Consider the following 13,871-nt stretch of genomic DNA (forward strand, 5'->3'; position numbering starts at 1 on the left):
AGAGCCATATCCCTTTTAAGGATATGGCTTTTTTTTGGCTTGCAGGAACTGACTTTAGCTTTTATGCGCCGAACAAATGAATCAAGGACATTAAATACAGAGTAACGGCCCATTGAAAAAGTGAGGAACACCGGTTTCTGAAAATTAAGTTTAAAAAATCCATGAAGGAGGAATTAGTGCAGAAGATACATGTTTTATTAATCAATTTGCTTTGTAGCTCGAAGTATTATAATATTAAAAAAACGCTTTTAATTTTCCGAAATTTCAGTTTTATAGGAGGTGAAGACGTTAAATTCATATTTTATTGCAAATGCTGACATATTAAAAAGGGGGCTTCATTGATGAAAAAGATTTCGTTCTTGCTAGTACTGATTGCAGCTTTGATATTAGCAGGCTGTGGCGGGGGTTCTGGCAGCGGTGAAACTGCCGATGGAAAAATTGAATTGACTTTCATTAACGGATTTACCGGCGGTGATGGGGATTACATGAAAAAAATCACCACTGGCTTTAACGAATCACAGGATAAGTACGTGATCAAAGAATCACAGGAAAAAGACCATTATACGAAATTTAAAACGGGTAATTACGATTTGGTTTTAATCCACACAGACAATCTTGATACTTATCGGCAAGATGGCATGATCCAGGATATCAGCGGCGTCATGGAAACTGCCGGGATCAGTCCGGATGATTTCCATCCTGTTGCTAAAGAACAAGTTACGTTTGATGATGGCGTCTTTGCAGTACCCCTAGACATTCACCCTATGACAATGTTCTATAACAAAAAATTGTCTCCTGAAGCTCCTCAAACTTACGAGGATTTTGCTAATTTAACCAAGACCCTTCAACAACAGGATCCAAACCTCTTCGCAACTGGAATTCCAAGTGCCGGTCTTGGCGAATGGTTCATCATGACAGTCGCTGCTCAAAATGGAGTCACCATGATTGAAGACAATTATGTGAACTTCGCGCAGGAAGAGTTAGCGGATGCCTTGATGATCTACCACGACATGATCTATAAAGACAATATCTCTCCTAAAGGCTTAGGGCTGGACGGGGAGTTCCAGGCATTCATGAAGCAGGTCGATGAAGGAAGCAGTGCAGTCCAAACAGCCACTGCTTTAACGGGTCCTTGGTATTACCAAGCGGTTAAGGAAGCGTACGGCGATGACTTGGGAATCGCTTCAGCTCCTGTAATCGGTCAACAGCCGGGTGTTTACGGCGGTGGACATACGATTGCAATGCCGGCATCTGTGACGGATGAAGAACGTATGGCTGGAATTTCCGAATTCCTTAAATACATGTATACTCCTGAAAACTTGATCAATTGGGCGGATAGCGGACAAGCGCCTACACATATGCCCACTATGGAATTAGTAGAAGCGGATCCTGAGAAATATCCGCTGGCTGCCCAAAACACCAAACAATTCGATTCATTCCAAGGTGCGCCGAAACTTTATCAATACCGTGAGCAAGTACGTTATGCGGTAGAGAATGTTTACCCGCATGTGGTCGGTGAAGAAGGATTGACAAAAGAAAAATTGATGAGTGAATTGGAAAAAGCTACAGAACAAGCGAAACAGATTGCAGAAACGGCACCTCAATAAATAGTTTTAATAATAGTTGGGCGGCATTTCATTCTAAATACAATGGAATGCCGTTCTATTTAAATATCGGAGGTGTAAATGAAACTATGCGCATATCAAGAACTTGGTCCATCATTTTGTTTTTGCCGTTTTTAATCTGTTTTATGTTGTTTTTAGTGGTCCCTTTTGTTTATGGCATTTATATCAGCCTTCATCAATGGTCCATTTTCGGAGGCAATGGCGGATTTGTCGGGCTAGAAAATTATGTGTCCATATTGACTCCTGGCAATGTGTATAGCAATGCATTTTATAATGGGTTAAAAAACACCTTGTATTTTGTAGCGATCAGTGTAATTCCGTTAGTGATCATCTCTTTAGCACTTGCCTTATTGATTGATAGCATCCCGGATAAATTCAAGGTTTTCTACCGGACCATCTTCTTTATTTCCTATGCTGTTTCCGTAACAGCTGTTTCTGCCATTTTCAAATGGCTGTTTACCGGAAATGGAGGTTACGTAAACAATGTATTCAACACTTTCGGTCTAGGTACGCCCAATTGGTTAAATGACCAGCCATTGGCCTGGATCGCCATTTTAATCGCAACTGTATGGTGGACGATCGGATTCAATATGATCCTTTTTATCAATGCATTGGATGAAGTGGATCGAAACCTTTATGAAGCAGCAAGCCTCGATGGCGCGAACTGGTGGGAAAAATTCAGCAATATAACCTTCCCTTCTATTAAAGGAGTATTCATCTTCCTGACGATTATTACAGTGATCGCTTCATTTAATTTATATGGGCAGACCTTGCTGATAACAGCAGGAGGCCCGGCACAAAGCACGACCACTTTAATCATGGTCATCCAGCAAATGGTTTTCAACCAGAATAATTTGGGGATGGCGTCAGCCATGTCGATGCTCATGGGACTCGTAATGGTTCTGATCGTCGCCATTCAATATGTTTACACTTTACGGAAAGGATAAGGGGGTAGAACTATGAAGAGATCAAAAGGTAAAAATGCTATCATTCTTATCTTTGCTACTATACTCGCTTTTTTGTTTCTGTTGCCTCTGATATTTATGCTGTTCACTTCCTTTAAGACCTTAGGGGAAGCGATGTCTTCTTCCGCATTGTTGCCAAGGTTATGGACTTTGGAGAATTATGGCAGCATTTTTGGAGTCGCTGCTGGTGTACCGGTCATAAGATGGCTGTTAAATACAGGATTCGTGACCATTTTTGGAACCGCTTTGGTTGTATTCGTCGATGTGCTGGCTGCCTATGCTTTAGCACGATTGAATCTTCCTGGGAAAAAGTTCTTTTTCACCATGGTAGTAGTGGCATTGACGATACCGGGAATCGTTACGCTGTTTCCGATGTTTTATATATTCCGGGAATTGAATTTGATCAATACGTTTGCGCCGCTGACTTTAATTTATTCAGCAAACACAATGGGAGTCTTTCTGATTTATAGTTTTTTAAGAGGGTTTCCCAGAGATTTGGAAGAAGCGGCCGTTATTGACGGAGCTTCACTTTGGCAGATCTTGCGTTTTGTCATCTTTCCGGCCATCCGGCCAGTTGTTGCCACTTTAGCTGTTTTGACCTTTTTGACGATTTACAATGACTTTCTATGGCCATCTGTCGTCACCAGTGCCGACGAAATGAAAACTGTTACAGTAGGAGTGGCGAACCTTGTTCAAGGAGCAAACTTCGTTAATCCCGGCCGAATGATGGCCGCAACAGTAGTCGCCACTTTGCCGGCTTTGATCATCTTTGTAGCCGCCAACCGATACTTTGTCCGAAGTGTTATCAGTTCAGGAATTAAATAATGTTCCATTTAAAGTGTGTATCTTGCAAAAGGTGCACGCTTTTTTGTGTTTTCGAGGCGTATTGCTAAAAATCCGGGCAAACTTTTAAACAGGTGGTGCATTTTTACGCTATGATTAAAGCAAGGGAAAGGTAAAACCGTAATTTTGATTTGTTTAGGAGGGAAATTAATTGAATAGCTTTATAGTCATGCAAGGTGAAACATATCAGGAAGAGAAAAGAATGGGAATTTTATGGGCCCCTCAGCAAGATAAGTCCGGAATGGTGCCACATTCCTATAAAAGGATGCAAGAAATAAAAAAGGGCGATCGAATTTTCCATTATGTAAAAGGTTATATTGTTGCTCTTAGCGTAGCGAAAGAGAACTGCCGGCTGGGACATAAACCGGTTGCAACGGACGTGGTTAACGGCAGCGTAGAAAAGGATTATTTTGTTTCTGTGGAATACCATGAATTGGAGCAGCCTTTAAGCATAGGCGAGCGGATTGAAGAGCTTTCAAAATTACAGCCAATTAAATACGCTGCATTTCAGGAGGATGGGAGCGGCAACTCGGGTTATTTGTACCCGTGCAATGAAGAGCTTGCCATTAAACTTCTGGAAGGCATCAGTATGTTGAATATATATATGCCGGAAGAAGAGCAGCTGGAATTAGCGATCGAAGTGATTAGGACAACGGAACACAATCCGCTTGTGCCATTGATTGCTGAAACCATCTTGGAAGCGAAAACAAAGATGCAGCGCGGGGAACAGCAGCACAGAAAACGGCTTACGCGATTATGGAACAAATCTTGCCCTATTTGCGGGATGGACTTGGAGCCTGTATTAAAAGCAAGCTATGCAAAACCTTGGAAAGACAGTTCAGACCTTGAACGGTTGGATCCATATAACGGTGTTTTGTTGTGCAGCAATCATGATTCTATGTATGCGGCTGGACTCATTACCATAAATGCGAATGGAAAATTACAAATTTCAACAAAGATTCCTGAAGAGAAATACAGCGATTATGGCTTGTCCGCACGTTTAAGAGTGACAGTCTATCCGGAAAACAGCTCTTACTTTAAATGGCATAAAAAGAATGTTTTCATTGATAAAAAAATTCGTCGGACTAATCTGAATGAAGAAAAAAAGATGCTGGAAGAAATCAACCCAAAAGTGGAAGCAATAGAGAAAAATTAATAAAGGCATGCAGTGAACCGAGCTTTTCCGGGTATACAAGAATATCAACTTAACCCCCTGGAGAACGGAGAGCCTATATGGATATCTTAATGACGGTATTGCTGTTGATCAGTTGTTTGCTGATTTCCAATATTATTAGCCACTATACGCCATTTATCCCGACAGCCTTAATTCAAGTGGCATTAGGCATAATTATTGTTTTTATCTTTGATGATATTACGTTTGACATCGAAACGGAATGGTTTTTACTGCTTTTTATCGCTCCGCTTTTATACAACGATGGCCGCCATTTTCCAAGAGATGAATTGTGGAAAATGAGGGGTCCGATACTAGGAAATGCGGTATTGCTTGTTTTAATTACAACCGTGGCTGGTGGCTATTTTATTCATTGGATGATAGCCGATATTCCATTAAGTGCGGCCTTTGCATTAGCTGCGATTTTATCACCTACTGATCCGGTGGCAGTCAATGGGATTGCCCAGCGCATTCATATCCCTCAAAAAGTGCTGAATCTGGTTCGGGGAGAATCGTTGATCAATGACGCTTCCGGACTGGTCGCTTTCAATTACGCTGTTGCCGCAGTAGTGACAGGATACTTTTCATTGTCCGAAGCGGCATTGGACTTTTCTTATAAATTTGTGGCAGGAGCAATATTGGGTATTGTTTTAGGCCTGTTTGTCATTTGGATCCGTTTTATTCTGCGCCGGCAAGGCATCAATGATGTCACTTTTCAATCACTTCTCCATATCATGACTCCTTTTATCATTTTCATCATTACAGAAGATGTGCTTCATGCTTCCGGAGTTATTGCTGTCGTTGTAGCCGGGATCGTCCATTCGTTGATCCGGGAGCGAACTGAAACCCTGGTGGCGGAAGAACAGATGCTTGCTGAAAACATTTGGACGATTATGCTATTCGTACTGAACGGCATTGTTTTTCTTCTGCTTGGATTAAGCATTCCTTCTTCAATGAGTGGCGTGCTGGAGAATCCGAATATCAACGAATGGATGCTGTTTGGCTACGTAATCGCAATAGCTCTTGTTATTTTAGGTCTTCGCTTTGTTTGGGCCTATATATTTGAAACTTATGAATACCGTTATGGGAAAATAAAAGACAGTCCAAAGCCCAGTCTTAAAACAATTTCATTTATCAGTTTAACAGGCGTTCGCGGAACCGTTACAATGGTCGGTGTATTATCGATTCCTTTCTTTCTGGAAAATGAAGAAGCTTTTCCAAATCGTTCATTAATTATTTTTTTAGCTGCTGGAACGATTTTGTTCACTTTAATTGCTGCCACAGTACTACTGCCATTGCTGAGTAGAGGCATGCTGGAAGAAGGCGAACAAACGGACTTTTTGGATACAGAAGAAGCCCGAAGGCGTATTCTGCTGGCTTCCATAAAAAAAATCAAATCTGAAATGGACGAAGAAAACGAAATAGCGGCTTATGAACTGATGGATGAATATAAATTCCGGCTTCAGCAGACATATTCAGAAAAAGAAATTGCGTCCAATAAAACGAAAAAACGCAGGAGAAAGTCCAAACAAATCAGGTTGATGGCTTTGAATGCGGAGAGGGACTATATTGAAGAATTCCGGAAAAAAGGCATGAATGATGAGGTATATAAGGCATTTGAAAAATCTCTTGAACGCCGGGAAGAAATAGTCAGGAAAAACATTCGTTCTTTCACTTTGCATTTACAAGGTAAACTTATTAGGGCATGGAAAAGGTTCAGAGGACAATTTTTGAAAGATGAAGAAACTCGTTTAGTCAATATGCAAATTGGCAAAGAAGTTCAATTAGGAGCACTGCAAGCTGCTGTAAAGAAGCTGGAGGACTTTAAAAACAATTCGGATGATAAAGAAATTATCGACTCGGTTATTTCCGACTATAATCAAATGATCAGCGGTCTAAAACGTCCGGAAGCACAGTTCAACGATCAATTCGAATTGCAAAAAGAAGAACTGCGCCTGATCGTGATGGATACCAGTAGAGCTGAGATAAATAGCATGTACGAAACAGGAGATATCACACGGGAACAAGCAAGAGAATTGAGAAGGTTTGTGAATTACATTGAAAGCATAACGCTTTATGAACGAGGGGATTAAAACGAATTTGAAAAGGTTTGCAGGCTCTTATTCAAGCAGCTGTGCAGCCTTTTTATTTTTTGAGCAAAGACTGCTGGAGCATCCAAAATAGATTTTCTTAAATAGTTCTTGTTAAATTATCAGAATAATAAGATAATTTAAATGAAGAAGATGTCTATTAAGGAGGGGAAAGATGGAAGGGCAAACGAATATTATCAGATTGAATAATGGCTACCATGTCTGGACCAGAAAAGTTGGAGAAAGTCCTATTAAGATACTGTTGCTGCATGGCGGGCCGGGATTGTCGCATGATTACATGGAAATTTTTCAGGAGCATTTGCCGCCTGAAGAAATTGAAATTTATTTTTATGAGCAATTGGGCTCTTTTTATTCCGATCAACCGGATGAGCCTGAACTTTGGGACATAGAGCGTTTTTGTGACGAAGTGGAGGAAGTGCGTATAGGATTAGGGCTTTCAGATTTTTATCTTTATGGACATGGATGGGGTGGCATGCTGGCGATTGAGTATGCACTGAAATATGGAGATTCCTTAAAAGGGCTAATCATCTCTAACACCACTCCAAGTACGCAATCATTTGTAAAATGTGCGAATGAAATAAGAGATGCATTGCCGGCAGCAGTCGTTGATCAAATGAAGTCTTTAGAAGAGGCAGGCAACAGTGAAGGAGAGGAATATGAAAATCTGTTCTGGGAATACTACGGCAAGGAGCATGTCTGCAGATTGGATATCAAGCCGGAACCTATAGTTCGGACAGAAAGGCGAATCAATTTAAATGTATTGGAAACATTGATGGGAGATCAACAATTTGATGTGAATGGCGTGCTAAAAGACTGGGATCGATGGGAAAACCTTCACGAAATAACCAGTCCTTCCTTGGTGCTAGCAGGACGCCATGATGCACTTTATGAAGGGGATATCGAGGAAATGGGCAGGCGCATTCCGATTTCCCGGGTAGCTTTTTGTGAAAAAGGCAGTTTGCTGTCCATGTGGGATGATACGGAAGCCTATTTTAAACACATCCTATCTTTTTTGCATGCAGTGGAAGATGGAAAAATGGAAAGTCAGAAAAAATAATGAAAAGCCGGATTCGAAAAAGGTGATAGCCTTCCAGCGAATCCGGCTTTTCATTTGAAGGTTTGAGTCTAAGCGTTTAAAACTATGCCAAATTCTTCTTTAAGCACTTTTAGTTTTTCTTCCGGTGAAAGTTGTATTTTTTCTTTCTGTCCATTTTCCGAACGGGTCAATTGATGGTCAGACAAAGTGACGCGTCCTTCCAGTGTTGCTTTGGTTACCAGATCATCATGAGTAAAAGGAGAATCTTTGGAAACCTGATTAAAGACACAGCCTTCATGAAAATCGGCAAGTTGTTTTTCTTCCAGGCTAAAGCGATAAAGCGTTCGTTCTTCGCCATCATTTTCCCGGACCAGGTCATAAAACTCATCATCAGCTTGTTTAATGGTGTAGGTGCCGCTATGGTCGGTATGCCGTTCGCCGCCAAGTGGTATTGGGCTGATCGTAGAATCCCCAAATCCTGCATCGACAAGATAAGGCACATCCAAATTTACCAGGATTGCGGCATGGGTATCCGCTTTCGACCAGTCACCATCCGGCTTTTGGACGGTAGCGGAAATCAGTTTAGCATCAAACCCCAGTTCTTGGAGCAGCCAGTGAAACAATCCATTGATTTCATAACAATAACCGCCTCTCTTCTGGGTGACGATTTTTTCATATATATATTCAAGATTCAAGTAAATTGGAACTTCCCGGATGACATCCAGGTTTTCAAAAGGGACGTTCTGCATATGCAAAGATTGTAGCCGGGCTAGGTCTTGTAAGTAGCATTCCTCCACTGGATAAGCATTGAATCTTTTCAAATAAGCGACCGTATCCATATTTTATATCCATTCCTTTCAATCGTAATCTCCTCTAATAGTAGCATGGCAACATTCATTGGACACGGAATTTGAATTTGGTTGAAGTATAAATCATCAATAAAATTTCTTTCTGAATTTCTTCGCTCTTAGCCATTCAACAGTAGAGCAGCTCTGCGGATGAAAATCTCTCACTTAAGCAGTGAAATAACTTCAGCAAAAAAAGGATTAAATGTTTTATTCGATCTGTATTCTTCAATAATTTTTGTTAGCCATTGGCAAAAGAATTTTTGTTTTTTATCGGATAAGCTTTTATTTGACGTTAATTTATCTGAGATTTTAAAAAATTAGCTATTATCGAGCAATATGTATAATTTATTAGGTATAAGTTCCCTTTATTATTTACTGAAATTTTAGTAATATATAGACAATTAAAAAAACTTCATTACTTTTGGTTGATTTTTTACACCGAAATTTTTCTTCTAAGGCCATGGAACTTTATAAATTACAAATATTTATTATTCGAAAATTATATATTCATTTGCAATACAGCTTCTGCCAACTTTAAGCAGGATATTTGTAAGTTGTTATTGCATGAATGGATGCGTTGGAGGGAAAGAAAGTTGGCTACAGCACTTCAAGAGATCAGAACACTGGAAATGAGGTTTGCCGGAATGTTAATCAGGTACAAAAAATCTTGTGAGAAAATTGCCATGGGATTGCTTTCTTTTATGCCAGGAGAGAAAGAAATAAAAAAATTAAAGCAGACGATGCAAAAATATGAAGAGAATGCCGATTGCCATTTATACCTTTGGAAAAAAGGAGATGACTTTATCGGATTGATTGGAGTGGAACTGAGCGATAATCATTTCACGGTGCATCATATATCGGTGATGCCATCCTACCGAGGAGAAGGAATCGGACATGCTATGGTTGAAAAAATCCAGCAAATTATGGAGCCACGGGAAATTCGAGCTGTCGATGAAACAAAAGAATTTATTGAAGCATGCAGGAAAGTTAGAAAAAGCGTGAACTGAGTGTAGCTAATTTGAAAAAGTTCAGGTAAACAAAGAGCCCGACATTTGTTTATTTTGAAATGTGGAAGGAATGAAGGATATGCAGCTAGTGGAAACAGTGGCGGAAAAAGTAGGGCTTCTTTTAGATGCGGAAGTGGAAGGGAATTCTGATCGATACATCGTTAAAAAGAATAGAACACTTCAAATATGCACAGAAGATATCTGTTTTACTTGCACCCTTGAATTGGATATTTTTTTTAAACGGATGCACAACAATGGGATTGCTTTTAATAAAGCCGAAATTCTTTTGTTGCCGGAAGAGTTGAAAGCTTTCACTTTTGCTTTAATGGAGCATGAAATTTCATTTCCTTCATCTTTTCGCCAGTGGCAAGTAGAAAATACTCATATTATAGCGGTTAATATTGAATCAATGGAGCCGCCGGTAAATTTCGCGGCACGTCTCGCTTCAGCTTTGCAATACATCGATCAAAAAGAATTGTGGATGGAAAAGACATGGGATCAATAGTATGTTTATAAGTAAGAAGGGTTGCGGATTTTACATTCCGCAACCCTTTTAAATTTGCCATAAGGCGAGTTAGCCATTATGTTGCTGAACTTCTGCGGCGGTTTCTTTCACGGAATACTTGGCTGTCCAGGAACTGGTGGAAATACCATTCGCCTCCACCAATAAAAATACCTGAAATGATTGCCGGTGTAATAATGTCAGTAGTGCTAGGTACAAGCGCTTCTCCTACAAGCCAAATCACCAAAATGGCTACTGCTACATCTGCTATAGTCGCAAGTGAATTGCGTTTTGTTTGTTCCGAACGTTCCCCAGATTTCCGGAAAATCATCAAATCGCCCATCGCATATGCAATTAACGTCAAAGCAAGGCTGATCAATAACGTATCCACAAACGAAATATCAAAAAAACCGGTTAAAATAATTAATAAGACTGCTGCAATCATTACAAACTTAATCGCTAATGCCATAATATGCCTCAACCGAATCTCCTCCTATTTTTTATTGTTATAGTCAATCTTTACCCCGAAATATAAATAGTTAAATCAATAAAATACAACATTCCGCTTTTTTTATCACGCTGATAAAGGCTGAGCTATTTTTCTTCAATTTCTGCATAAATCGAACAAGGTTAGGGTAATAAAAAGGAGTAGAACTTGAAACTTGAAAGTAGCAAGTTATTTGAGATGCAGAGTGGAGGACGAGGGATATGGAATTGCAGCGAATGAACAGAGGGATAGCGACCTCACTTACAGCTATCGGAATTGCACAAGGATTAAAAGTACTTACACATAAGAACCTGACCGGAAAATGGGATTGGAAACAGGCCTTTACCACGGGTGGAATGCCAAGTTCCCATTCAGCTGGTGTATCAGCACTTGCGGCTTATGTAGCTGCGAATAAAGGTACAGGACATACCGAAACAGCTTTAGCTGTAGTTTTCGGAACGATCGTGATGTATGACGCGCAAGGAATTCGACGCCATACTGGAGAAATTGCTCATCTGGTCAATGATCTTGAAGATAGTTTTGTTTCTCTTACAGGAGAATTCCCAAGCCTTGAATTTGAAAGGCGGGAAAAAGAGCTGAAAGAGATTCTTGGGCATCAACCGATAGAAGTTTTAGGCGGAGCTATATTCGGGGTACTATTCGGGCTTGTTTCTGCGAAAATTGAAAATGATGAACGCAGCAAAAAGAGAAGAGAGCGCAGAAAAGAAGTCGCCAGATTCCGTTTAGAATCAAATGAAGTTTATGTGCCTGTCAAAAGATAAAAACCAAAAAAGCGCACCTTCTCAGGTGCGCTTTTTTGGTTTCGTTAAATCAATGCTCAAACGTACTTTATTCATCTTTCCGATAAATACATATGCCAACGCTAGAATAAGGAATAAGGTTAAGCTTACGTACCACGGGAATTCGGTAATTGCTTCACCGAACGCTGTATAAATGATAGCAGGTAAAATCAGGCCAAGCATGGAGTAATACATATATTCTTGGCGGGTTTTCGTCATTTCCATTAAATAAAGAGAAAGCAGGTGAAAATGGACAAAAGGCATTATGCGTAAGATCATCACTTGGCCTACAGAAATTTTGCGATCTGCAAACATTCTTTTTTTTAAGTCAGACATTTTTTTCCGGAACTTCGGGAATTTGTTAACCAGTAAATACGACACCAAACTCATTAATGAAAGGCCGATAAAAGACAATAATGCCCCTTCCCAAAAACCGAATACCAATCCGCCTATGACACAGACCAGTATAACAGGCAAAAACAAGAGAGGCCGCAGCAAATGCAATAGCACAAAGAGAAGTGGGGCAAGCCAGCCGAATCCTTCAATAATAGTTTCCAACGTGTATTCAAATTGATCCATTGTTATACCCCATTTAATATCTTGTTAACTCTGAAGAATAAGCCTTTAAAACCGCAAAAGCAAGTAAGAGGATTTCTTCAAGCCTTTTGCAAGCAATCCATTTATTCAGCGTTATTTGAAATCATAAAAATATAGGGACAATGAACAAGAGAGTTGCTTGTAGTTTTTTATGTATGACAGTCCTTGGAATGGAGTGAATAATTTGCAGAGTTTCTTTCAGTATAATTGGATGGTCAGAGAAGCATATTAAAGACCCTTTTTCATATGTCGGATGTTGAATGGAGCTTGGCAAAACCTTTTGCAAGGAAAAGCGGATTTCCAAGAGATTTCGAGAATTTTCGCAAATTGGCAGCCTGAGATAAAAAATCGTATTCTTGAAGAGCAGCTGCCGAACGGTCAAGTCGATCGATTAATTTGGTGCGATGCGATCCACCATGTGATTGCACATCACATCAATCTTTCCGGGCGACTTTCTATGTGGTTGAGAGAAATAGGGGAGAAACCTGTATCCGTTGATTTTTTAAGGAAAATTTGCACAGCGAGAGGTAGGGGAGTGTGATTTTCTCCCAGATCTAGGTGTGCGATTTGCTTGAGTTTCACTTCCGTTAAATCATTGTTGAAAAACGGTGCTTCAGCATCGGGATGGCAGCTAAAAATAGCCCCATGTCATTCGAAGCTAAGAGCTTTGGGGCTGTTTATGTAATTAAAGGATAAATGTTGAAATTTAAAGCTAAGACTTATTCAATGTCTTTGATCCAAATCATATGCGGTTTTCCTTTTCCCCAATAATCTTCAATCAGACGGCTGGGAATCCCTAGTTTCTTTAACCAATACTGCTGAGAACTAGAAAATCCAGCATCTAAATAGAACTTTGTTTTGCCAAAACTATTTAGTTGGTTAATTGCATTTTGCAATAGATATTCTCCCACTCCTTGTCGCTGATAGTCAGGGTGTACATATACGCACGCTACTTCGTATTGCCCTGAATCTACATCAACCATTGACTCTATCAGGTCCCAGGGAATTTGCAGGGCAATCGTTCCTACAAGTTGATTTTCTTGGAGAGCAATATAAAAATGATTTGCTGATTCCGCGAAACTTTTAGTCACGGCTTTATTTAGCCTATCGATTTCTTCTTCATATAAAATTTGGTCATTAAACCCTTCCCGCGCAAGCAAATCTGCCATACAAGTTCGAAAAAGCGCGTTCGCTTTTTCGATATCCATTACTTCGCTTTTTCTAAATATCACGTTACACCTCACATCTTCTTAAGTTAAACTCTTTCGATTCCTTAGCGTCAATTCGTGTTCTTTATTTATAATCACATGAAACTTCACCCATTAAGTTTTTTGCAGCCGATACATACAATGACGCCAAAATTAGTCCGAACTCTAAAAGCTTATTGTATGAGGTAAGAAATCCTTGCCCAGTCCAGTGTTCTGAGGCATATAAAAAGCCATCTCCGGCCAGTAATGGCAAGTTATGGCTTATGTCTAGCTTACATAATAAACGGTTGATCATCGTGGCCAGTGGCAATGGGCTTGGGCTCATAGGCATTTTTACGGTTTACATATGGAATCAACTTAAGGGAGTACAAAGCGCTTAACCCTACTAGTGAATAAACCGATCTGGATAATTTTGATTTTTGGCCAGCTTGGCCGCCTAACAGCCTTGCCACAATATCGTATTTGAATAAGCCGACCAAAAGCCAATTGATTCCTCCAATAATCACTAAAATCAATGAAAAGACATTCAGATTTTTCATATTTTTCCTCCTTCCTATATTTTGCCGTAGCATGTTAATTCGTATATACCCAGCAGAGCTGGACGAAAACCATTTACTTACATTACATTGAAGAAATGACTTTTTTCGTTATAAGTTGAGAAGACATCCGCT

At 39.9% G+C, this 13,871-nt stretch carries 14 protein-coding genes; 9 read left to right on the top strand and 5 right to left on the bottom strand.

The annotated features are described in order from the left end of the window. Nucleotides 1–341 precede the first annotated feature (341 nt). The 6 genes from AC3AQ9_RS03965 to AC3AQ9_RS03990 all read left to right on the top strand — a co-directional run bounded on the left by AC3AQ9_RS03965 (nt 342) and on the right by AC3AQ9_RS03990 (nt 7,772). The gene (locus AC3AQ9_RS03965; RefSeq protein WP_488306145.1) at nt 342–1,607 is read left to right on the top strand and encodes an extracellular solute-binding protein; all 1,266 of its coding nucleotides are present in this window, start codon (nt 342–344) and stop codon (nt 1,605–1,607) included. Between the two features lie 86 nt (nt 1,608–1,693). Continuing rightward, the gene (locus AC3AQ9_RS03970) at nt 1,694–2,572 is read left to right on the top strand and encodes a carbohydrate ABC transporter permease (protein WP_488306146.1); all 879 of its coding nucleotides are present in this window, start codon (nt 1,694–1,696) and stop codon (nt 2,570–2,572) included. Between the two features lie 12 nt (nt 2,573–2,584). Beyond that, the gene (locus AC3AQ9_RS03975) at nt 2,585–3,415 is read left to right on the top strand and encodes a carbohydrate ABC transporter permease (RefSeq protein WP_488306147.1); all 831 of its coding nucleotides are present in this window, start codon (nt 2,585–2,587) and stop codon (nt 3,413–3,415) included. A 169-nt stretch (nt 3,416–3,584) separates the two neighbouring features. Then, nucleotides 3,585–4,589 carry an HNH endonuclease gene (locus AC3AQ9_RS03980; protein ID WP_488306148.1) on the top strand — a complete coding sequence of 335 codons (1,005 nt, stop codon included), beginning with the start codon at nt 3,585–3,587 and terminating at the stop codon, nt 4,587–4,589. 77 nt (nt 4,590–4,666) lie between these two features. Further along, nucleotides 4,667–6,697 carry a Na+/H+ antiporter gene (locus AC3AQ9_RS03985; RefSeq protein WP_488306149.1) on the top strand — a complete coding sequence of 677 codons (2,031 nt, stop codon included), beginning with the start codon at nt 4,667–4,669 and terminating at the stop codon, nt 6,695–6,697. A 172-nt stretch (nt 6,698–6,869) separates the two neighbouring features. Beyond that, entirely contained in the window at nt 6,870–7,772 is a 903-nt protein-coding gene (locus tag AC3AQ9_RS03990; RefSeq protein ID WP_488306150.1) for a proline iminopeptidase-family hydrolase, read from the top strand. Between the two features lie 68 nt (nt 7,773–7,840). Here AC3AQ9_RS03990 and AC3AQ9_RS03995 read toward each other — a convergent pair whose 3' ends face one another. Further along, on the bottom strand, nt 7,841–8,590 hold the full coding sequence (locus AC3AQ9_RS03995; RefSeq protein WP_488306151.1) for an arylamine N-acetyltransferase family protein: 750 nt from the start codon (nt 8,588–8,590) through the stop codon (nt 7,841–7,843). Between the two features lie 653 nt (nt 8,591–9,243). Between AC3AQ9_RS03995 and AC3AQ9_RS04000 the strand changes: the two genes are divergently transcribed. After that, a complete protein-coding gene (locus tag AC3AQ9_RS04000; protein ID WP_488306820.1) occupies nt 9,244–9,606 on the top strand; it encodes a GNAT family N-acetyltransferase in 363 nt (120 codons plus the stop codon). Nucleotides 9,607–9,685: 79 nt separating this feature from the next. Then, the gene (locus AC3AQ9_RS04005; RefSeq protein WP_488306152.1) at nt 9,686–10,111 is read left to right on the top strand and encodes a DUF1259 domain-containing protein; all 426 of its coding nucleotides are present in this window, start codon (nt 9,686–9,688) and stop codon (nt 10,109–10,111) included. A gap of 76 nt (nt 10,112–10,187) precedes the next feature. On the opposite strand, the gene AC3AQ9_RS04010 is transcribed toward AC3AQ9_RS04005, so the two are convergent. Continuing rightward, nucleotides 10,188–10,589, bottom strand: a complete 402-nt coding sequence (locus AC3AQ9_RS04010; RefSeq protein WP_488306153.1) for a DUF2512 family protein — start codon at nt 10,587–10,589, stop codon at nt 10,188–10,190. Between the two features lie 233 nt (nt 10,590–10,822). Here AC3AQ9_RS04010 and AC3AQ9_RS04015 point away from each other — a divergent pair, with 233 nt between their 5' ends. Next, nucleotides 10,823–11,377 (top strand): divergent PAP2 family protein, encoded by a 555-nt coding sequence (locus AC3AQ9_RS04015; RefSeq protein ID WP_488306821.1) that lies wholly within the window; start codon nt 10,823–10,825, stop codon nt 11,375–11,377. A gap of 21 nt (nt 11,378–11,398) precedes the next feature. Here the strand turns inward: AC3AQ9_RS04015 and AC3AQ9_RS04020 are convergent, their stop codons facing one another. The 3 genes from AC3AQ9_RS04020 to AC3AQ9_RS04030 form a co-directional block, all read right to left on the bottom strand. Then, a complete protein-coding gene (locus tag AC3AQ9_RS04020) occupies nt 11,399–11,974 on the bottom strand; it encodes a TVP38/TMEM64 family protein (protein WP_488306154.1) in 576 nt (191 codons plus the stop codon). Between the two features lie 737 nt (nt 11,975–12,711). Continuing rightward, nucleotides 12,712–13,224 (bottom strand): GNAT family N-acetyltransferase, encoded by a 513-nt coding sequence (locus AC3AQ9_RS04025; RefSeq protein ID WP_488306155.1) that lies wholly within the window; start codon nt 13,222–13,224, stop codon nt 12,712–12,714. Nucleotides 13,225–13,472: 248 nt separating this feature from the next. Next, entirely contained in the window at nt 13,473–13,739 is a 267-nt protein-coding gene (locus AC3AQ9_RS04030) for a DUF378 domain-containing protein (protein ID WP_488306156.1), read from the bottom strand. Nucleotides 13,740–13,871: the final 132 nt, after the last annotated feature.

The organism is Planococcus sp. VCh962, assembly GCF_057748275.1.

Bases quoted from the DNA above. Each gene is read 5' to 3' on its own strand.
- AC3AQ9_RS03990 (WP_488306150.1), top strand. From the start codon at position 6,870: ATGGAAGGGCAAACGAATATTATCAGATTGAATAATGGCTACCATGTC.
- AC3AQ9_RS03995 (WP_488306151.1), bottom strand. From the start codon at position 8,590: ATGGATACGGTCGCTTATTTGAAAAGATTCAATGCTTATCCAGTGGAG.
- AC3AQ9_RS03985 (WP_488306149.1), top strand. From the start codon at position 4,667: ATGGATATCTTAATGACGGTATTGCTGTTGATCAGTTGTTTGCTGATT.
- AC3AQ9_RS04005 (WP_488306152.1), top strand. From the start codon at position 9,686: ATGCAGCTAGTGGAAACAGTGGCGGAAAAAGTAGGGCTTCTTTTAGAT.
- AC3AQ9_RS04020 (WP_488306154.1), bottom strand. From the start codon at position 11,974: ATGGATCAATTTGAATACACGTTGGAAACTATTATTGAAGGATTCGGC.
- AC3AQ9_RS04000 (WP_488306820.1), top strand. From the start codon at position 9,244: ATGTTAATCAGGTACAAAAAATCTTGTGAGAAAATTGCCATGGGATTG.
- AC3AQ9_RS03970 (WP_488306146.1), top strand. From the start codon at position 1,694: ATGCGCATATCAAGAACTTGGTCCATCATTTTGTTTTTGCCGTTTTTA.
- AC3AQ9_RS03965 (WP_488306145.1), top strand. From the start codon at position 342: ATGAAAAAGATTTCGTTCTTGCTAGTACTGATTGCAGCTTTGATATTA.
- AC3AQ9_RS04030 (WP_488306156.1), bottom strand. From the start codon at position 13,739: ATGAAAAATCTGAATGTCTTTTCATTGATTTTAGTGATTATTGGAGGA.
- AC3AQ9_RS03975 (WP_488306147.1), top strand. From the start codon at position 2,585: ATGAAGAGATCAAAAGGTAAAAATGCTATCATTCTTATCTTTGCTACT.